Annotated in this window: 18 protein-coding genes; 9 read left to right on the top strand and 9 right to left on the bottom strand. The window is 56.7% G+C overall.

Annotation, left to right across the window (positions count from 1 at the left end):
* Nucleotides 1-107: 107 nt before the first annotated feature.
* Nucleotides 108-722, bottom strand: a complete 615-nt coding sequence (locus BB497_00820; GenBank protein ID AVI61347.1) for a phosphoethanolamine methyltransferase — start codon at nt 720-722, stop codon at nt 108-110.
* Between the two features lie 106 nt (nt 723-828).
* Between BB497_00820 and BB497_00815 the strand changes: the two genes are divergently transcribed.
* From BB497_00815 to BB497_00780, 8 genes are all read left to right on the top strand, one after another.
* Nucleotides 829-2244 (top strand): ethanolamine ammonia-lyase, encoded by a 1416-nt coding sequence (locus BB497_00815; GenBank protein ID AVI61346.1) that lies wholly within the window; start codon nt 829-831, stop codon nt 2242-2244.
* Nucleotides 2234-3073, top strand: a complete 840-nt coding sequence (locus BB497_00810; GenBank protein AVI61345.1) for an ethanolamine ammonia-lyase — start codon at nt 2234-2236, stop codon at nt 3071-3073. The genes BB497_00815 and BB497_00810 overlap by 11 nt, the downstream gene beginning before the upstream one ends.
* A 63-nt stretch (nt 3074-3136) precedes the next feature.
* Nucleotides 3137-3631: an NADH:ubiquinone oxidoreductase gene (locus BB497_00805; GenBank protein AVI61344.1), complete on the top strand. Its 495-nt coding sequence runs from the start codon at nt 3137-3139 to the stop codon at nt 3629-3631.
* Between the two features lie 163 nt (nt 3632-3794).
* Nucleotides 3795-4178, top strand: coding sequence for a photoactive yellow protein (locus BB497_00800; GenBank protein AVI61343.1), 384 nt, complete (start codon nt 3795-3797; stop codon nt 4176-4178).
* Between the two features lie 98 nt (nt 4179-4276).
* A complete protein-coding gene (locus BB497_00795) occupies nt 4277-5407 on the top strand; it encodes an acyl-CoA synthetase (protein AVI61342.1) in 1131 nt (376 codons plus the stop codon).
* 22 nt (nt 5408-5429) lie between these two features.
* Nucleotides 5430-7010 (top strand): histidine ammonia-lyase, encoded by a 1581-nt coding sequence (locus BB497_00790; protein ID AVI61341.1) that lies wholly within the window; start codon nt 5430-5432, stop codon nt 7008-7010.
* An 88-nt stretch (nt 7011-7098) separates the two neighbouring features.
* On the top strand, nt 7099-8865 hold the full coding sequence (locus tag BB497_00785; GenBank protein AVI61340.1) for a bifunctional isocitrate dehydrogenase kinase/phosphatase: 1767 nt from the start codon (nt 7099-7101) through the stop codon (nt 8863-8865).
* Between the two features lie 34 nt (nt 8866-8899).
* Entirely contained in the window at nt 8900-9613 is a 714-nt protein-coding gene (locus BB497_00780) for an NAD-dependent deacylase (protein ID AVI61339.1), read from the top strand.
* Here BB497_00780 and BB497_00775 read toward each other — a convergent pair.
* The 6 genes from BB497_00775 to BB497_00750 are packed head-to-tail and all read right to left on the bottom strand — an operon-like array spanning nt 9610 to nt 15348.
* Nucleotides 9610-10890, bottom strand: coding sequence for an adenosylmethionine--8-amino-7-oxononanoate transaminase (locus BB497_00775; GenBank protein AVI61338.1), 1281 nt, complete (start codon nt 10888-10890; stop codon nt 9610-9612). The two genes, BB497_00780 and BB497_00775, sit on opposite strands and share 4 nt — an antisense overlap.
* The gene (locus tag BB497_00770) at nt 10887-11612 is read right to left on the bottom strand and encodes a dethiobiotin synthase (protein ID AVI61337.1); all 726 of its coding nucleotides are present in this window, start codon (nt 11610-11612) and stop codon (nt 10887-10889) included. Before BB497_00770 ends, BB497_00775 begins: the two co-directional genes overlap by 4 nt.
* On the bottom strand, nt 11609-12400 hold the full coding sequence (locus BB497_00765; GenBank protein AVI61336.1) for a malonyl-[acyl-carrier protein] O-methyltransferase BioC: 792 nt from the start codon (nt 12398-12400) through the stop codon (nt 11609-11611). Before BB497_00765 ends, BB497_00770 begins: the two co-directional genes overlap by 4 nt.
* A complete protein-coding gene (locus BB497_00760) occupies nt 12397-13137 on the bottom strand; it encodes an alpha/beta hydrolase (GenBank protein ID AVI61335.1) in 741 nt (246 codons plus the stop codon). The genes BB497_00765 and BB497_00760 overlap by 4 nt, the downstream gene beginning before the upstream one ends.
* Nucleotides 13125-14279, bottom strand: coding sequence for an 8-amino-7-oxononanoate synthase (locus tag BB497_00755; GenBank protein ID AVI61334.1), 1155 nt, complete (start codon nt 14277-14279; stop codon nt 13125-13127). The genes BB497_00760 and BB497_00755 overlap by 13 nt, the downstream gene beginning before the upstream one ends.
* Nucleotides 14266-15348: a biotin synthase BioB gene (locus BB497_00750; protein ID AVI61333.1), complete on the bottom strand. Its 1083-nt coding sequence runs from the start codon at nt 15346-15348 to the stop codon at nt 14266-14268. Before BB497_00750 ends, BB497_00755 begins: the two co-directional genes overlap by 14 nt.
* A gap of 181 nt (nt 15349-15529) precedes the next feature.
* On the opposite strand from BB497_00750, the gene BB497_00745 reads away from it, so the two are divergent.
* Nucleotides 15530-16300 (top strand): DTW domain-containing protein, encoded by a 771-nt coding sequence (locus BB497_00745; protein AVI61332.1) that lies wholly within the window; start codon nt 15530-15532, stop codon nt 16298-16300.
* A gap of 19 nt (nt 16301-16319) precedes the next feature.
* Here the strand turns inward: BB497_00745 and BB497_00740 are convergent, their stop codons facing one another.
* Both BB497_00740 and BB497_00735 read right to left on the bottom strand, forming a co-directional pair.
* Nucleotides 16320-17573 (bottom strand): conjugal transfer protein TraB, encoded by a 1254-nt coding sequence (locus tag BB497_00740; protein AVI61331.1) that lies wholly within the window; start codon nt 17571-17573, stop codon nt 16320-16322.
* 54 nt (nt 17574-17627) lie between these two features.
* Nucleotides 17628-19076, bottom strand: coding sequence for a potassium transporter (locus tag BB497_00735; protein AVI61330.1), 1449 nt, complete (start codon nt 19074-19076; stop codon nt 17628-17630).
* Nucleotides 19077-19110: the final 34 nt, after the last annotated feature.

Raw genomic sequence — 19110 nt, 5'->3', positions numbered from 1 at the left:
ACAGCTGGTTGTACCAATGTTTTACGCGCTCAGGGTGATTGTACTAAAAGTGCGGATTAAAATGCAGGTTTTCTGAACACGCTAGCTAACAAATAGCTTAGTAAGGCTTATTTTGTCGCCAGCAGGGCGCGGAATAAACCCTTCATAAGCACCGGTTCGTCGCGCTGAATGGTAAAGCCAGCCTGTTGTATAAGAGGCGCGGCCTGGCGTGTGATATCGGTAGCGATAAACGAGGTGAAGGCGTTTAGCGCCCGCCTGCTTGGCCCAGCAGGTTGAGCATCTGGCTGAAATTTGTCCATCACGCATAGTTGACCGTCCGGCTTCAGCACTCGGTTAGCTTCTGCCAGCCCCTGTTCTGGGTGGGGCATTACCGCGAGGATAAGATGCATCACTACCACGTCGAAATGTTCGTCCGGGTACTCTAGCGCAGCGGCGTCCATGACTCGGCACTCTACATCCCGCCTCGCTTTTTCTGCCCGTTCTCGTGCACGCTTTACCATGGCGGGCGTTAAGTCGGTCAAATGTGTTTCTAGCTCATGGGGCAAATACGGCAAGTCTAAGCCTGTGCCTGCGCCTACTAATAAAACGCGCATGCCTGGCTCCCAGTCGACTTGGCCAAGGGCCATGCGTCGCGGCTTACAAAACGCTTTGGTGGCCACAAGGTCATACAGTGGGGCGTAGACGGTATAGCGAAGTCGATTCCAAGCTGTTGTATTTATCATCTTACTTCTTAGCTCCCACTTATTTTAACGGCTGACGTGCAGCACATCAGCGGCTAACTTGAAAGTCACCCATGCCTATCAGCATAGCTAATATGAGGGTGATGCGATGTCACAGTGTTATCACACCACGTTGGGAGAGCGTAGCTACCGTTTTTCCAATTTAGCGGAATTAATGGCTAAGGCCACGCCGCCCCGTTCCGGTGACCGTTTGGCGGGGGTGATGGCTGAATCCTCGGAGGAGCGGGTGGTGGCGCAAATGGTGCTTGCCGAGCTGCCGCTCACGACGTTCTTAAATGATGTTCTGATACCTTATGAGCAGGATGAAATTACCCGGTTGATTATCGATGACCACGATATCGACGCTTTTGCGCCGCTAAAGCATCTAACCGTGGGAGATTTCCGCAACTGGTTGCTGTCTGACCACGCCACGTGCGAGGTGCTCACTGCTGTTCGTCCCGGCATTACACCCGAAATGGCTGCCGCGGTGAGCAAGCTGATGCGCAATCAGGATCTGATTTTGGTGGCCAAAAAGTGCCAAGTAACGACTGCGTTCCGCAATACGATTGGGCTGCCGGGGCGGCTCTCTACACGGCTTCAGCCCAATCATCCTACCGATGATGTCACCGGGATTGCCGCCAGTATTCTGGATGGCTTGCTGTATGGCAGTGGCGACGCGGTCATTGGTATCAATCCTGCTACTGATAACGTTGCCCAGAGCATCAAGCTAATGCGTCTGATGGGTGACGTCATTCAGAAGTATCAAATCCCCACCCAATCCTGTGTGCTTACCCATGTGACGAACACGTTAGAAGCGATTGAGCAGGGCGCACCAGTCGATCTGGTCTTCCAATCCATTGGCGGTACCGAAGCCACCAACCGCAGTTTCGGGTTCGATTTAAACACCCTAGCTGAAGCTGAGGCAGCGGCGCAGTCGCTCAATCGCGGCACGGTTGGGCGCAATGTGATGTATTTCGAAACCGGCCAGGGCAGCTCGCTGTCTGCCGATGCCCACCACGGCCTTGATCAGCAAACCTGTGAAGCCCGTGCCTACGCCGTGGCGCGCAAGTTCAATCCGCTGCTGGTGAATACCGTGGTGGGCTTTATTGGCCCTGAGTATTTATTCGACGGTAAAGAGATCACTCGGGCGGGGCTTGAGGATCACTTCTGCGGCAAGCTGTTAGGGGTGCCTATGGGTTGCGACGTTTGCTACACCAACCACGCTGAGGCCGATCAAAACGATATGGATAACCTTCTGACGCTACTCGGCGTAGCGGGCTGTAACTTCATTATGGGCATCCCCGGCTCTGACGACATTATGCTCAACTACCAAACCACTTCTTTTCATGACGCGCTTTATGCGCGGCGCGTACTGGGGCTGAAAGCAGCGCCCGAATTTGAGCGCTGGTTGGTGGACATGCAGATTTTCCAGGATGTCAGTACGTATCGGCTGAATGACCAACTCCCCACCGCCTTTGCGAACAGCCTGCGTCACCTGCCTAAGGAGCCGAGCCATGGTGCATAAACCCTTATCCCCCATCGTGGTGGAAAATCCTTGGGAGCGATTGAGCGCCTTTACCGATGCGCGGATTGGCCTTGGACGCGCTGGGGTTAGTCTACCCACCAGCAAGCTATTAGCGTTTCAGCTGGCCCACGCTCAAGCCCAGGATGCCGTTCACTGTGCACTTGATGGTGAAGCCTTAGAGGCAGCGCTAACCGACACGCTTAACCTCACTGCGTCGCCTATTCGCTTACACACGCTTGCAAAGGATCGCGCTACTTATCTACAGCGGCCCGACTATGGCCGACGCTTAAGCGAGCCGTCGCGGGAGCAGCTGCAGCAAGCCGCCGAGTCAGGTCAGCGCTTCGATTTGGCGGTGGTGATTGTCGATGGGCTTTCCGCACTGGCGGTGCAGCAGAACAGCGCGCCGTTGCTTACTGCGCTGTATCGCGCCTTTGAAAGTGATCAGCAAGCGTGGCAGCTCGCACCCTTAACCTTTGTCGAGCAGGGCCGTGTCGCCATTGGCGATGAAGTGGGTGCGCTGCTTAACGCCGATGCGGTGCTGGTGATGATTGGCGAACGCCCAGGATTAAGCTCCCCCGATAGCCTCGGGTTGTATATGACCTGGGCGCCTGAAGTGGGTCTGAAAGATGACCGGCGAAACTGTATTTCAAATGTCCGTCCGGCAGGGTTGAACCCTGAGGAGGCTGCACGGCGGATGCTATTGCTATTAAAGGAGGCCCGGCAGCTAAGGCTTTCCGGCGTAAAGTTGAAAGATCGCAGCGAAGATAACGTGCTGGAAGGCGACGCCGTTACCACAGGTTTTAAGGATAACTTCCTCGTCGCTGATTGAAGTCAATGTTGCATTCATTAAGCCGTAGTGAAACGCTAGATATCCCACTTTTGAGGAGCCACCATGACGTTAACTTTTACCGACCCAAGCGAGCAGCAGCGCTGGTATGCCGTGGACGATGGCGTAATGGGCGGTGAGTCCCACAGTGGGTTTCGTATTGAAGCAGGCTCAGGCTGCTTTTATGGCGAGGTCTCATTGGAAAACGGCGGTGGCTTTGCTTCGGTACGCCGCGAGCCTGATCACATTGAACCATTGCTTACCCAGGGCGAGGGCATAAGGCTTAGGGTGCGCGGCGATGGTCGCACCTATCAGCTGCGTTTAAAAAGTACTGCATTAGAAGACGCCAGTGCCTATCGGGTAACGTTCACGCCTACCAAAGATGAGTGGGAAACGTGGGATTTTCCTTGGCATAGCTTTGAAGCCGTGCGCCGCGGCACGCTACTGACCAGTGCGCCGCCACTCGACCCTCACACGATCCATCAGCTGGGCTTTTTGATTGCTGACCGCACCGCTGGTTCGTTTGCGCTCTACGTATTTAGGCTAACGGAACTAAGCTGAAATAAGCAGGAACGCCAGTATTTTTAATAAAATAGTACGAGTTGATTGCGCTAGGTCGCTGGCACTGCTAGATTCAAGTGGTAATTACAATTAATGTATATCTTTTGTATAGATATTGATTTATTAAATATGTTTGCAAGGTATTCAAACAGGAGATGTGGTAATGGCGATGGAAACGGTACGTTTTGGCGGCGATGATATTGAAAATGCCCTAGCCAACATGGACGACAAAAAGCTTGATACGCTAGCTTTTGGCGCCATCCAACTAGATGCCAATGGCAAAATCATTCAATACAACGCAGCGGAAGGCGGTATTACCGGTCGTGACCCTAAAAGCGTCATTGGCAAAAATTTCTTTACTGATGTTGCTCCCTGCACACAAAGCAAAGAATTTCAGGGCCGTTTCAAGGAAGGCGTTAAAAATGGTGATTTAAACACCATGTTTGAGTACGTGTTCGATTATCAGATGACGCCCACAAAAGTAAAAGTGCATATGAAAAAGGCGCTTTCTGGAGATACTTTCTGGATTTTCGTTAAACGCTTATAACCCAGATTACCCAAGGGCCGCCCGCTCAATAGATACTGTGAGTGGGCGGTTTTGTGTTTAAACCGTACGTTATTTCTGGCGTTATTAAGGATCATCAGATGCCTCAGTGGCTAAGCGAAGCCGATTGCAAGGCGGTTCTGCAATCTCTGCTAAGCGCTGAACTCGCTGCCTACCGCGGAACTCCCGCGCCAGACTGGCAAAGTTCGCCCTCCATCGACTCCCTCGAAAGACTGCATCTCGCCGCCTGTGTAAATGAATACTTTCGTTTATATGAAACAGGGGTAGAAGACCGTCTTCTCATGACTCAGCACATTGATGACTGGGCAGCCATTGTGGCGCAGGCGCTCGATGATACGTCAGGCCTTACGTTTCGCACGTCAGGGAGTACAGGCGCTCCCAGCGCACATTTACACCGTTGGGAAGATATAGCAGCGGAAGTGAAGGCGTTAGTACGCCGCTTAGCGCCTGTGATGCCAATTAACCGTGTCATAGGATGGTTACCGGTACACCACCTTTACGGCTTTATGTGGGGCGTTGCCCTGCCAGCACAGTTGAATATACCGCGCGTTAGTGTAGCAGGAGCCGCTATGCCCGCTTTGGCGCCTGGCGACATGCTGGTGACTGTGCCGCCTTGCTGGGACTACCTGGCAAGCACTCGCAAGGAGTGGCCTGAAAACGTGACGGGCGTCTCTTCATCGGCTCCCCTTTCGGCGGCTACGTCTAACACGCTGGTTGAGCAAGGCTTAGCCGGTTTGCTCGATATTTATGGCAGTACAGAAACCGGCGGTGTGGCAACCCGTTGGCGTGCCTCTGAGCCCTACCAGCTGCTAACCCACTGGCAACGCCACAATACACAGCACCTTCAGCGCGTTAATAGTGACCACCCGGTTCCGCTTCTGGACGCTACGCAGTGGGTCGACGACACCCATTTTACGGTGAAAGGGCGCCTTGACGATGTGGTCATCATTGGTGGTGTTAACGTCAGCCCCCAGCATGTTGCGCGGAATTTATGCGCGTTAACCGGGGTTGCCGACTGTAGTGTGCGCGTCACCGGGTCTGCCGCATCGCCACGCTTAAAGGCGTTCGTGGTTCCTGCGCAAGACGAACATTCAACCGCCAGTACGATTGCCCAAGCCACGGCCCACTGGCCAGCCGCAGAGCGCCCGGTAAGTATCACTTACGGAGCATCGCTACCAACCAATGCGATGGGCAAACTCACTGATTGGTAATTTTTGTACAGGAAGTACTGATATGAACGATGGCTCTCGGACGTTGGAAGAGATTGAAAACATCGCCCTTGGGCGTCAGATGCTTGTGCTGTCGCAAGAAGAAAAACGAGCGACCGTACAAGCACATGCTTTTCTGTGCGACGCTATTAACCAGCGACGCCGTATCTACGGAGTGACAACAGGGTACGGGCCGCTGGCCACCACGGACGTAGACCCTAAGCAGTCAGCGCTCCTGCAGCAGAATTTGGTCTATCACCTATGCAGCGGTGTAGGGGAGCCGCTGGCACACATCCATGTTCGCGCCATGATGGTGGCCCGCGTCGCGAGTCTAGTTAGAGGACACTCCGGCGCGAACCCTTTATTAATCGAGCGGCTGCTTGCATGGCTTGAGGCGGACGTGGTGCCTGAAGTGCCCTCGCGAGGCACGGTAGGGGCGAGTGGTGATTTAACGCCGCTGGCGCACCTGGCCCGCGCATTGAGCGGTGAAGGCAGAGTGAGCCTGCGTGGCGGCCGTTGGATCGACAGCGCCGAGGCTCACCGGCAGCTGGGGTGGGAGCCGCTTGTCCTGCAAGGCAAAGATGCGATTGCGCTCGTCAATGGCACTTCGACCACGGCCGGTATCGCGGCGTTGAATGCCACTGCTGCGCAACGGGCGGTAAAACTCAGTGCCTTACTGGTACTGCTTTACTCGGAACTACTGGGTGGGCACCGCGAGGCGTTTCATCCGCTGATAGGCAAGCTTCGTCCACACCTAGGCCAGCGGCAGCTTCACCAGTGGCTTTGGTCGCTATCCGCAACTAGCGATGCACTAATACCTTGGAGGCCCGTATCGGAGCAGCTTCCAGAGATGCCCAGCGATATTACCCAGCACCGGCCGCTACCCCAAGATGCGTATACGCTGCGCTGTGCTCCCCAGGCGCTAGGTGCCGTGTGGGACGTTGTTGAGCAACATGCGCAAACGGTGCGTGTTGAACTGGAAGCGGTCACTGATAACCCGCTACTGTTTGCCGATGACGGCTTGGTTTTGCACGGTGGGAATTTTTTTGGGCAGCACTTAGCCTTTGCCAGCGATCACCTCAACAATGCGCTCATTCAGATGGCGCTCTACAGCGAGCGCCGCATTGCCCGTATTACCGACCCGCTCAAAAATAAAGGCTTGCCAGCGTTTATGCAGCCGCTTGAGACAGGCTTGCACAGTGGTTTTATGGGGGCTCAGGTGAGCGCAACGGCGCTAGTGGCTGAATTACGTAGCCACGCCATGCCCGCCTCTATTCAGTCTATTCCGACGAATGCGGACAATCAGGATATCGTGCCGCTGGGAACTATTGCCGCACGCCGCGCAAGCACGAGTTTAGAGCAGCTTTACCAAATCTTAGCGATTGAAGCGTTGGTGCTGGTACAGGGCGCTGAGTTGAAGAACCCCCACGCGCTTAGCCATGCCTCCCAAACGCTCTGCCACTGGGTGCGAGAAACGGTTCGCCCGCTTGAACAAGACCGCCCATTGTCAGAAGACATTACCCAACTCTCACAGCTGCTTGCCGACCCCGACCACGTTGCACCGCTGATGGCGCTGCTGGATACCGCCCCGCAGGAGAGCGCTTAACGCGCGCTCCTCCACTAAGGTCGTCTCGTATGTAGTCAGGCATTAAGAGAGTCTTTGTGCACTCTCTTTTTAAACGAGCAACCCTGACATGAAGCTCTCTCCGGCCTACCGCTTAGCCGCCACGATTCTGCATGGGTTTGATGCCTATCGTGGGCGCTTTAAACAGATCACGGCGGATGCCAGTCGTCGTTTCCGCGATGCCGCGTGGCGCGAAGCGCAGCAAGCGTCCGCTGCCCGTATCAACCTCTATGAAGAGCGCGTAGGCGATACCCTAGAGCGTTTGCAGCGCACTTTTGAACATGATGTGCTGGCGCACTGTGAAACTTGGGGGGAAGCCCGCGGTCACTATGCCGAAATGATCGCTCAGCGGCTGGATTACGAGCTGGCGGAGACGTTTTTCAACTCACTGTTTTGCTCAGTGTTTCACTATCGCCACATCCGTAACGAGTGGATGTTTGTTTACAGCTCTCGTGAAGACGCTGCCCACCACTCCGGCATTGAGCTGTGCCGAAGGCAAACGGTAAATGGGGATTGGCAGGCGGCACTGGCCTGGGCGCTGGATGAGGCGCCGTTTGACAACCCATTTGCTGACTTGGAGGGCGATATTGCCCTCGGGGCCGATCTGCTGAAAAGCCAGCTCCCAGCGGCTATTTTGCAGGCAGAAGATGCCCAGATTGAGCTGCTTAAAAACGTCTTTTATCGCAACAAAGGGGCGTACTTGGTGGGCCGTATTTTAGGCGGCGGCGAGCAGGTGCCGCTGGTACTGCCAGTGCTTCACGGCGAAGGCTTTGGTGAGCAGCAGGGCGGCGATCCGTGCCTGCATTTGGACACGGTGCTCACAGAAACGGATGAAGTCTCGATTATCTTCTCGTTTACCCGCGCCTATTTTCAGGTGGAAGTACCGGTGCCGAGCGAATTTGTCAGCTATCTAAAGCAGCTGATGCCCCATAAGCCTGAAAGTGAGCTGTATGCGGCGATTGGCTTTTTTAAGTACGGCAAAACGGCGTTTTTCCGGGCGCTTAATCTGCAGGTTGCTAAGCGCGAAGATCAGTTTATTATCGCGCCCGGTGTGCGTGGCATGGTGATGGCGGTGTTTGTACTGCCCAGCTTTCGCACCGTTTTTAAGATCATTAAAGATAAATTCGATCCCGCGAAGGAGGTCACCCACGCGGTGGTGCGGGAGAAGTACCGGCTGGTAAAGCGCCACGACCGGGTGGGGCGAATGGCGGATACCCAGGAATTCTCAAACTTTATTGTCCGCAAAGACCACTTCGCGCCGGATTGCCTCGAGCATCTATTAGAGGTCGCGCCCTCTACGGTATCGCTTAAAGATGACAAGGTGATCATCAAGCACTGCTACACCGAGCGGATGATGACGCCGCTCAATATCTACCTGGAGCAGTGCAGCGCCGATGAGCAGGTGATGGTGCTTAAGGATTACGGCAACGCCATCAAACAGATGGCGGCGGCGAATATTTTTCCTGGCGATATGTTGCTGAAAAACTTTGGGGTGACGCGCCACGGACGGGTGATTTTTTACGATTACGATGAGGTCAGTTACCTCACCGAGTGTCGTTTTCGGCACATTCCTAAATCCTACGGCAATGACTTTCAAGGGGGCGGGGCCGAGAGCTTCTCCATTGGGCCCAACGACATCTTCCCTGAGGAGTTTGGCCCCTTCATGTTTGCCAATGCCGAGCTACGCGCTGTCTTTATGCAGCAGCATCCTGAGCTGTTCGACCCGGATTATTGGTTGGAACTGCAGCAGGCGATTATCGATGGGCGAGTGATCGACGTTTACCCCTATCGCAATAAACAGCGTTTCGCGGGAACGATAGGGCAGCTGGTATATTAAGAAGCCGTAAGGCGCAATGTAACCGAGAGACACTATGACAGCACCTCCCCACTTAGTAGTTTTCACCGGCTCAGGTATTAGTGTCGAGAGTGGCATTAGGTCGTTTCGCGCAAGCGATGGGCTATGGGAAGAGTATCCCTTAGAGGAAGTGGCCACACCGCAAGGGTGGCGCCGCGACCCTGAACGCGTCTTGGAGTTTTACAACCAGCGCCGAGAGCAGATTCGAAAGGCAAAGCCGAATGCGGCCCACAAAGCACTGGCGGCGCTTGAAAAAGAGGGCTTTAAAGTAAGCGTTGTTACCCAAAATATTGACGACCTGCACGAGCGAGCGGGGTCGCGGGATGTGCTGCATCTGCACGGTGAGATTCTGCAAGCGCGCTCTTCTGTCGATATGCGGCTTCGCTATCGGCTACCCAAGGGCGGTATTGCGCTGGGTGATGTATGCGATATGGGCAGCCAGCTGCGCCCCGATGTGGTGTGGTTTGGCGAGCCGGTGCCGCTGTTTGAAGACGCCTGCGAGCTGGTCAGCGAAGCCGACTTTTTTCTGGTGGTCGGTACCTCCTTGGCGGTGATGCCTGCCGCTTCGCTGCTGAGCTATATCGACTACGATACCCCCTGCGCCCTAGTGGACCCCAACGCGGATTCACTCACGCCTCCGGGTGTACTGGCGATCAATACCACCGCAGGCGAAGGCGTGCCCGCCCTGGTGAATCAATGGCGTAAGCAGGGGAGTTTGATACTGCCTTAGGGTGACTGATGCTCTAAAAACCATGCCTTCATCACCCCGGTAATCTGGGTGATCTCGGCGTTGGAAGCGATATAGGCGGGCATGGTGTAAAGCCAGCGGCCAATGGGGCGCAGCCATACGCCGCGCGCTCGGGCGAAGTTGGCTACCCCTTTCAGTGCGTCCGCGCTGTGCGCTTCAATCACCGCCGTGGCCCCTAATACGCGCACATCGGCTACCGCTGGGTGGGCATTAAGCGCTGTGTCTTGCCGCAGCTCACGATGTAGCGTTTGGCTAAGGGCGGCAATTTTCGCTAGGTAGTTCTCTTCTTCAAACACCCGCAGGCTTTCCAGCGCGACTCGGCAAGCCAGCGGGTTGCCCATAAAGGTAGGGCCGTGCATAAAGGCGTGATGGGGGCTGTCGCCGATAAACGCGTCGTGGACGCGATCCGTGGCAAGCGTAGCCGCATGGCCCAAGTAGCCGCCGGTCAGCCCTTTGGAAAGCACCATAATATCCGGCGTTACATCGGCGTGATTGGCCGCAAACAGTTTGCCGGTGCGGCCAAAACCGGTAGCAACTTCATCAAAAATCAGCAGCACGCCAAACTCATCGCATAGCGCCCGTGCGCCGCGTAGGTAGTGGGGCGAGGTCATGTTTAGCCCGCCCGCCGCCTGCAGCAAAGGCTCCATTAACAGCGCGGCAATCTCATGGTGATGCCGTTCAAGCACGCAGCGCAAGGCGCTAAGGTCGTGTTCGACCTGTTCCATGCTGGCATGGAAGGGGGCGGTAGGTGCCGGGGCAAAGTGGTGTTGGGGCAGCAGGCTTGCGAACAGGCTGTGCATGCCTTCTTCTGGGTCGCACACCGCCATGCAGCCGGTGGTGTCGCCATGGTAGGCCTTCATTAATGAAAGCATCTTGCGTTTTTCGGGATGGCCGATAAGCACTTGGTACTGCAAAGCCATCTTCATCGCCACTTCCATGCCCACCGAGCCGCTGTCGGAGTAGAACACGTGATTCAGCCCCGGCGGGGTAATACGCACCAGTGCTTGCGCGAGCAGGTCGGCGGGGTCGTGGGTGAGACCACCCAGCATGACATGGCAAAGCTCGCCCGCCTGCTCGCGAATCGCGGCCACTAAACGCGGGTGGGCGTAGCCATGAATCATGCACCACCAGGAGCAGGTGGCATCCAGCAGGTGCTCGCCGCTTTCCAGCGTAAAATGGCTGCCGCTACCACCGATAACCTTGGGGGCAGGCGTTTGGGTTTTTAGATGAGCGTAAGGGTGCCAAACAGGGGAGTTCATTGGGTGGCTTCCTGGTGCAGCGTGGGGGTGTTCAACAGCGGTGTTAACGACAAATAAGGATAGGCCTGCGTCGCTTCAGGGCTAGCTAAATGGGGAATAATGCCCAGGCACGGCGCTGGCAGTTTGGCATTGAGGAGCGCTAGGTTAGCGTCAAAACGCGACTGGTTAGCGGTAAATTCAGGGTCCACCACGCTGCCGACCCAGCCCGCAAGCGTTAGGCCATCGGCAGCGATTACCTCCGCGGTGAGCTGTGCATGGTTAAGGCAGCCTAGTTTAAGACCCACCACGAGTATCACCGGCAGTTGCAGCGCGTTGGGAATATCAGAGAAGTCTTCATGCGCGTTAAGCGGTACCCGCCAACCGCCCGCACCCTCTATCAACGTTAGATCGCGCTGTGTGTGGTGAAGTGTTTGATGCAGTACCTCCGTTACCGTTGCAACGCTCAGCACAGCGCCTGCTTCCTGGGCGGCCAAGTGTGGAGCAATGGCGGGGGCGAACGCCCAGGGGTTAACGGTTTCGTAGCGAACGGGTGGCGTGCTTTGCGCCTGAAGCGCTAGGGCATCGCTATTGCGCAGCCCCTCTGGCGTAGTACGGCTGCCCGAGGCTATCGGCTTAAGCCCTAGCGTACTAAGCCGCTGCTCTTTAGCGGCGCATAGCAGGGCGCTGGTCGCCAGGGTTTTACCTGCATCGGTATCCGTACCGGTGACGAAATAGGTGGTCATGGTGTTTTTTCCAGGTGCAGGGTGAAACAGTGGTAGCTAACCGGCAGCCCTTGAGGTTCACGTAAGGTTTCAAAACGTGCTTGGGCAGCGGCCAGTTCACGACGGGTAAGCTGCGCATTGGGCCGTGTTACCTGGGCGCCTACCCCTTTAATCGACGCCATGACGGCGCTTAGGTCGGGGTAATAAAACTGCCGCTGCTCGGTGGTGCTGCGAGCCAACGTTAAGCCGCTAAGGGCAACAGCGTCTTCAATCGCAGGGGCATCGGGCATCTGCAGCAGTGCTTCTGGCCGCTGCCAGGCGGTGGCGACTTCTTTCAACGTGCCGGGTAGCAGCGTGGTGATGTGTGCCTCACCACCGGGGGTGAGTACTCGAGCCAGCTCCTGCATCACGGCGCTGACATCGCTGCACCACTGAATTGCCAGGTTGGAAACGATTAGATCAAAACGGTTGTTCTCAAACGGCAGCGCGGCGGCGTCGCCCTGTTGCCAGGTAATCACATCACCGTAAAGTGCCTGGGCATGGGCGAGCATACCCGGGGCAATATCCAGCCCCGTAAGGTGGGCGTGGGGGTAGCGCGCGGCCAGACGCTGGGTCCAATAGCCGGTGCCGCAGCCGAGGTCGAGCACGCGTTTGGCGTGGGTGGGCAGCGCCAGCCACAGTGCTTTGCCTATTTCACGCTGGGCGCTGGCGAGCGCGTCGTATTGCGGGGCTGCCCGAGAGAAAGCCCGAGCGACACTTGCCTGCCAGTTCGGCAGGTGGGGCGGCGGCGTAGCTAGCGTGCTGCTCATGGCGACTCCTTAACGGCCTGCTGGGTAAGCGTAGCGGCGTGTTCAGTGATGACGCCGGCCAACTCGGCGGGCTGTGAAAGCATTGGGCAGTGCCCCGCGTGGGCGAGGCGGGCAGCCTGCGCACGCTGGCCAGAAGCCACTAACGGGTCGTGCTCACCGACTAACCGACCGACCGGACAGGGCGCATCTTGCAAACGCTGGGTGTTGTCCAGGGTGGCCAGCCAGTGAAGCCCTTGGGACAGCGTGCTTGGCGTGGCACTTGGGGTGTCCCCCAGCAGGGTGCGTAGCTGCTGATAGGCGTGGCGAGCGTTAGGCTCACCCTGGCTTTGCCAGCGTAAAAAGTGTTGCCAGGTGGCGTTAGGGTCGCGGGCAAACGCGCGCTGAAAAGTGGCAAGCTCAGCGGTACTTACGCCGTCATCGCTACAAAACCGCTCCCCTGCGCCAATCAGGATAAGGCCCCGCGGGGCGGGCAGGTGGTCAAGCAAGGCGGTCGCCAGTAGCCCACCTAGCGACCAGCCCACCCACACGGCATCACTGGGCAGCTGGTCGGCCATGGCATGGGCAAGTGAGGTAAGGGTGGCAGGTTCTGGCAGCGCGGCCACGTCACCGTACCCCGGCCAGTCGACGCAGCTAACCTCGCTCCCATCGGGCCAATAGTCGGTAAGGGGCTGCCAAATACGCTTATCGACTCCCCAGCCAGAAAGCAGCACCAGACGTTGAGGTGCTAAGCGGGGCATGCCGCTTCCTCCCGCAGGCAGGCGCAAAGCCCTTCCAGTAGGCGATCAATATCGTGGCATGTGTGGCGGGCGCTTAACGTAATGCGTAGCCGCGCTGCGCCCTTGGGCACCGTGGGAGGCCGAATCGCGCCCACTTGAATACCGTGCTCGGCGAGTTGGCTGGCCCACGCTAGGGTGCGCGGTTCGTTGCTCAACAACAGCGGTTGAATCGGGGTAAGTGATTCGGTGAGCGGTAAGCCAAGCGCTTGGGCCTGTTGGCGGAAGTAGTGGATATTATGGTGGAGGCGCTGGCGGTGTTCTGGTTCGCGCTGCACAATCGTTAGCGCTTCCAGGGTTGATGCTGCAATGCTGGGGGGCTGCGCGGTGGTATAAATATAGCTGCGCGCAAACTGGGTAATATGCTCGATGAGTGCGGCGTCGCCGGCCACAAAAGCGCCGGCAGTGCCGAGTGCTTTGCCCAGCGTGCCCACCAAAATGGGCACACGCTGGCTGTCGAAACCTGCCACGCAGCCGCTACCGTTATCGCCCAATACGCCCAGGCCGTGAGCGTCATCAATCATTAGCCATGCGTTGTGTTGCTGGCTGATATGGGCAAGGGCGGCAATATCGGCAACGTCGCCATCCATGCTAAATACGCCGTCGCTGACCACCAGTTTATGAGTGGCCGCGCTGCGCGAAAGAAGACGCTCAAGATCAGCGCTATCGCGGTGGTGAAAGCGACGCGAGCGAGCACCGCTAAGCGCTGCACCGTCTAACAAGGAGGCATGGTTAAGGCGGTCTTGGAAAATAGCGGTGTGTGGTTCAGCCAGCGCCTGCAGCACGCCAAGATTCGCCATATAGCCGGTCGAGAACAGCAGCGCTCGCTCGCGGCCTGTCCAGCGCGCCAGGGCGTCTTCCAGGGCATCGTGTATCGCCAGGTGGCCGCTAACCAGGTGGGATGCGCCTGCGCCTGCGCCAAAGCAGCGAGCACCTTCCGCTTGGGCGGCCTGTACCCGAGGGTCCTGGGCCAGCCCCAGGTAGTCGTTTCCCGCAAAATCGAGCCCGCTGTGGGTGTTCACTAACCGGTGCCGCCAGCGCTGCTCATTGAAACGCTGTTCGCGAGCGCTCGCTAACCGTTCTTGCCATGCTTCAGACACTGGCATCTACCGCTAACTCGGCAACGCGTTCGGCGTGTTCCTGCTGCTGAGCCTGTTGGGCGAGCCGAGCGGCTTGGGCGTCTTCGCTTTCGCAGGTCTCACGCTTTTCAGGATGCAGGCCGAGCTTGGTAAACAGCGCACGGTCGCGATCCGCCTGAGGGTTGCCGGTGGTAAGTAGCTTGTCGCCGTAGAAAATGGAGTTAGCCCCGGCCAAAAAGGCCAATGCCTGGGTCGATTCACTCATCTGCTCTCGGCCAGCAGAGAGCCGCACGTGGCTTTGCGGCATCATAATACGGGCAACGGCGATGGCGCGGATAAACTCAATCGGGTCGAGGTCTTCGACGTTTTCAAGCGGCGTGCCGGGGACTTTTACCAGCATGTTAATGGGCACGGATTCAGGGTGCGGGGTGAGCTTGGCGAGCTGCTGAAGCAGCGCACTACGGTCTTGGGCATCTTCTCCCATACCGAGAATGCCGCCGGAGCACACCTTCATACCCGCTTCACGCACGGTCGCGAGCGTGTCCAGGCGGTCGCTGTAAGTACGGGTGGTGATAATTTCGCCGTAGAAATCCGGCGAGGTATCCAGGTTGTGGTTGTAGTAATCAAGCCCAGCGGCGGCAAGACGGTTGGCTTGATCACCATCGACCATGCCCAGCGTCATGCAGGTTTCAAGCCCCAGAGCTTTTACCTGGCGAACCATCTCTTCCACTAATACAAGGTCCTTGTCGCGCGGGCTGCGCCACGCTGCCCCCATGCAGAAGCGGCTGGCCCCAGCCTCTTTAGCGGCTTGGGCTTGGGCCACGACCTTTTCGATCTCCAGCAACTTCTCTTTTTCTAGCTGAGTGTTGTAGTGGCCGGACTGAGGGCAGTATTTGCAATCCTCTGGACAGGCACCAGTTTTGATGGATAAAAGGGTAGAGACCTGAACCGCGTTGGCATCAAAATGTGCCCGATGCACCTGCTGGGCCTTAAACAGTAGGTCATTGAAAGGTAACGCAAACAGCGCATTAATCTCTTCCAGTGTCCAGTCGTGACGGGGAGCGGCGGTGTCGGCATTGAAAGCGGTAGCGGTCACGGGTAAACCTTTTTTCTTTTGAAAGTTGACAAGACTTTATCGGTGAGTTGCTTTTAGTGTCAACTTTAAAAACTATGTAGGTTTACTGAAGTGGCCGAAAGAGCGCGGTGTTCGTCATGGTGGGCGGGCTGCTATATACTCTGCGCCCTTTTATTGCCTTCTTTAAATCGTTGGAGCGCAGATGTCTGACGCTACCTCTATTACTATTCCGCCTGAGCACATTGAATGTGATCCGGTAACGGGACACCCGCGGCCGCCTCGGCGTGAATTTAAAGCGCGGGGTAGTTTTGTGACGCGCTGTAAAGGCTGTAATCTGCCTGAGCTTAACTGCCTGTGCCCTTATCAAGTAAAGGCAGAGAGCGATGCCCAGGTGTGGTTGCTAACTCACTCTATTGAGCACTTTAAACCGACCAATACCGGCCGGTTAATTGGCGATGTGCTGACCAATACCCGCGTGTTTACCTGGTATCGCACTGCGCCAGATGAAACGCTGGCGGCCCTGCTTGAAGACCCGCGCTACGCGCCCTTTGTGATTTTTCCTGATGATCAGCCGGATTACGCCGAGCGCGTGGTGGGTATTAACGCTGTGCACGCGGCGAAGCAGCAGGCACGCATTCCGGTGTTTGTGATTTTAGATGGCACCTGGCGCCAAGCGCGGCGCATGTTCCGCAAGAGCCCCTACTTGGATACGCTGCCCGTTTTGCCGCTGCGCACCGAGCGTGAAACACGCTATCGGCTGCGTAAGCCAGCCTCGAAAGCGCACCTCTGCACGGCGGAAGTGGCCATTGAGCTATTGCGCCAGAGCGGCGATGAAGACGCGGCTAGTGTCTTGGATGATTACTTTGATGTGTTCAACGACAGCTACGCCGAGAGCCGCTACTACCGCAAAATTGCAGAACCAACCGCTGCCATGCAGCGGCTGTTAGCCCGCAAAGTAGATGGCAGCGTTTAGGGCATTAAGCGTGCAATGTTTAGGCTGCACCGCTACCAAACAGGGCGCCGGCAATTCTAAACCCGGCTACCCAGGTGCCTATCGCCGAGCCAATAGTCGCCAGTAGAAAGACCAGTAAGGTGCGCGAGACGCGGTTTTTCCACCAGCCCTTAAGCTCGGTCACATCGTGGCGCAGGGTAGAGAAGTCGCGCACCTTGGGTTTGCGCATAAATAGCTCTACCCCTGCGGCCACAAACCCCGCGCCAATAGTGGGGTTAAGCGAGGTGAGTGGCGCGGCAAAGAACGTCGTAATCACCGTCACCGGGTGTGCTAAGGCGATAATCGTCGCGCCACCCGACAGAATGCCGTTGATTAAAAACCACTCAATCACCAGCTGCCAGCCAAGCTCGGTATTGCGCGAAAAACCAATCACAAACCCGGTAAGCACCAGCGCAGTAATCAGCCAGGGGGCGGCTTTCCAGAGTTTGGAGGGCGGCGGTGTCGCTTCAAGCGCTTCCCGCTCGGGGGTGGGGCTTTCCGGCAGCGGCGCTTCAAGATGTTCCACCGTGCCTTTCAAGTGCCCGGCACCCAGCACCACCAGCACGTTTTTATAGCGCCCGGGCGGTGCCTCTTCGGCCAAGCGTAGCGCCATGTAGCGGTCGCGTTCGCGAATCAGCGGCGTGTACAGCGCTTCCGATTCGGCGGCGAATTCGTTGAAGGTCGCCTCCAGCATATCGCCCTCTTTGAGCTTCTCGATATCCTCTTTGGAAACGTCCTGGCGGGACATGACGCTGCCAATCAGCCCAGAGAAAAGCGAGAAACGCTGCCACCAGGGCACATTGCGGTAAATACGTTTCAGGGTAATACCCACATCCCGGTCAACTAACAGCAGCGGTAGCTCACGGCGCTGGCAGGCTTCCACCGCCGCTCGCATTTCGGCGCCGGGCTGGATGCCCGACTGCTCGGCAATACGCTGCTGAAAGGCGCCAAGGGCCAGGCTTGCTGCCACCATGCCCGCTTTACCTTGCTTGAATACCTGGAACAGGTCCTGCTCGCCCATGGCGTCAGGGTTGTTCATGCTGTGGTGGCGTGCGTCACATAGCTCAATCGCAACGGCGTCAAAGGTGCCGCCGTTGATAAGATTGCGAACATCATCAGCGCTTTCGGCAGAGACGTGTGCGGTACCCAGCAGGGTGTAGTGGGTGTTACCCACGGTCACGGTTTTTAAAGGCCCGCTGGTGGCGGGTAGGGTGATAGGCGCCGTGGCCAGTGGTGAACTGTCGTCTTGGGTCATGACTATTACTCAATGTATAAAATATGAAAGCGCACAGATAAAAGCGGTGGTGGGTTAACGGCGCCAAAATGCGGGCGTAAACAGCACTAGTATGGTGAAAATCTCCAAGCGCCCCAACAGCATGGCGATGACTAGAATCCATTTGGCGAGACTCGGCATATCGCCGTAGTGGCTGCTGGCCTCGCCGAGGGCAGGGCCAAGGTTATTAAGCGCTGAGCCAACGGTTGACCAAGCGGTCACCTGGTCAACGCCCGTCGCCATGACACCAACAATCATTAAGAAAAACAGCATGAGGTAAGCGGAGAAGAACCCCCATACCGCTTGGGCGATGCCGTCAGGCACGCTAACTTTACCCACTTTAACGGCAATCACCGCATTGGGGTGAATTAAGCGCATTACCTCACGCATGCCCTGTTTCAAAATCAGAATAATACGGATGACTTTCATACCGCCTGCGGTGGAGCCTGAGCAGCCGCCCACAAAAGCGGCCATGAACAGCAAAAAGGGCAGTGCGCCGGGCCAGGCGGAAAAGTCAGCGACGCCAAAGCCAGCCGTAGTGGCAACCGAGACCACTTGGAAAACGCCGTGGCGCAATCCTCGCATGACATCGTAGGTATTGCTCAGCCAGAGTGTAATGACGGTGATAATGGTTAAACCCGCCAAAAACAGCATTAAAAAGCGGGCTTCCGGGTCTTGAAAATAGTGCAGCAGGCTTTTTTCACGCCACGCGATAAAGTGCAGGCTGTAGCTCACCGCTGAAATGATCATGAAGGCAATACAAATGAGCTCAATCGTGGCGCTATCAAAGTAACCAATGCTGGCGTCGTGGGTAGAAAAACCGCCAATGGCGACGGTAGAAAAGCTATGGCCCAGGGCATCAAACCAGTCCATACCCGCCAGCATGTAGGCCACCATGCAGGCAATCGTAAGAGTGGCGTAAATATACCAGAGGGCTTTGGCGGTTTCGGTAATGCGCGGTGTTAGCTTGGAGTCCTTTAGCGGCCCCGGTATTTCGGTGCGGTAAAGTGCCATGCCCCCAACGCCCAGCGTCGGGAGGATAGCGACAGCCAGTACCACAATCCCCATACCGCCCAGCCATTGTAGCTGTTGGCGATAGTAGCGCACGGATTCCGGCAGAAAGTCGATGCCGGTAATCACCGTCGCGCCGGTGGTGGTTAGCCCTGAAAATGATTCGAACACTGCATCGGTGATGCTTAGCGACCCTTCACCAAACAGCATGAGGGGAAGCGAGCCGAACAGCGCCAGCACCGTCCAGAACATGGCGGCAATAATAAAACCATCGCGAATCCGCAGCTCTTTTCGGGCATTTCGGTTGGGTAAATAAAGGACTAAACCGGTCACTACTGAGATGGCAATCCCGCTCATAAAGGCGTGCCAGACGCCGTCACGAAACCATAGCGATATCAGCATCGGGGGCAGCATGGTGAGGCTGAATAGCATCAGCAGCAAACCTAAAATGCGTAAAATAATCCGCAAACTCATAGCCGTGGTTGCCTCATAGCAGTGGCCCCGTGTT

Origin of the sequence: Halomonas sp. GFAJ-1 (assembly GCA_002966495.1) — a bacterium.
Taxonomy (GTDB): Bacteria; Pseudomonadota; Gammaproteobacteria; order Pseudomonadales; family Halomonadaceae; genus Vreelandella.
Note: the sequence above shows the minus strand (reverse complement) of the source record. Positions and strands in the feature narration are given on the sequence as shown.

What these genes read in the sequence shown, in the direction of transcription:
- BB497_00820 (AVI61347.1), bottom strand. Translation starts at nt 722, where the DNA reads ATGATAAATACAACAGCTTGGAATCGACTTCGCTATACCGTCTACGCC.
- BB497_00815 (AVI61346.1), top strand. Translation starts at nt 829, where the DNA reads ATGTCACAGTGTTATCACACCACGTTGGGAGAGCGTAGCTACCGTTTT.
- BB497_00810 (AVI61345.1), top strand. Translation starts at nt 2,234, where the DNA reads ATGGTGCATAAACCCTTATCCCCCATCGTGGTGGAAAATCCTTGGGAG.
- BB497_00805 (AVI61344.1), top strand. Translation starts at nt 3,137, where the DNA reads ATGACGTTAACTTTTACCGACCCAAGCGAGCAGCAGCGCTGGTATGCC.
- BB497_00800 (AVI61343.1), top strand. Translation starts at nt 3,795, where the DNA reads ATGGCGATGGAAACGGTACGTTTTGGCGGCGATGATATTGAAAATGCC.
- BB497_00795 (AVI61342.1), top strand. Translation starts at nt 4,277, where the DNA reads ATGCCTCAGTGGCTAAGCGAAGCCGATTGCAAGGCGGTTCTGCAATCT.
- BB497_00790 (AVI61341.1), top strand. Translation starts at nt 5,430, where the DNA reads ATGAACGATGGCTCTCGGACGTTGGAAGAGATTGAAAACATCGCCCTT.
- BB497_00785 (AVI61340.1), top strand. Translation starts at nt 7,099, where the DNA reads ATGAAGCTCTCTCCGGCCTACCGCTTAGCCGCCACGATTCTGCATGGG.
- BB497_00780 (AVI61339.1), top strand. Translation starts at nt 8,900, where the DNA reads ATGACAGCACCTCCCCACTTAGTAGTTTTCACCGGCTCAGGTATTAGT.
- BB497_00775 (AVI61338.1), bottom strand. Translation starts at nt 10,890, where the DNA reads ATGAACTCCCCTGTTTGGCACCCTTACGCTCATCTAAAAACCCAAACG.
- BB497_00770 (AVI61337.1), bottom strand. Translation starts at nt 11,612, where the DNA reads ATGACCACCTATTTCGTCACCGGTACGGATACCGATGCAGGTAAAACC.
- BB497_00765 (AVI61336.1), bottom strand. Translation starts at nt 12,400, where the DNA reads ATGAGCAGCACGCTAGCTACGCCGCCGCCCCACCTGCCGAACTGGCAG.
- BB497_00760 (AVI61335.1), bottom strand. Translation starts at nt 13,137, where the DNA reads ATGCCCCGCTTAGCACCTCAACGTCTGGTGCTGCTTTCTGGCTGGGGA.
- BB497_00755 (AVI61334.1), bottom strand. Translation starts at nt 14,279, where the DNA reads ATGCCAGTGTCTGAAGCATGGCAAGAACGGTTAGCGAGCGCTCGCGAA.
- BB497_00745 (AVI61332.1), top strand. Translation starts at nt 15,530, where the DNA reads ATGTCTGACGCTACCTCTATTACTATTCCGCCTGAGCACATTGAATGT.
- BB497_00740 (AVI61331.1), bottom strand. Translation starts at nt 17,573, where the DNA reads ATGACCCAAGACGACAGTTCACCACTGGCCACGGCGCCTATCACCCTA.
- BB497_00735 (AVI61330.1), bottom strand. Translation starts at nt 19,076, where the DNA reads ATGAGTTTGCGGATTATTTTACGCATTTTAGGTTTGCTGCTGATGCTA.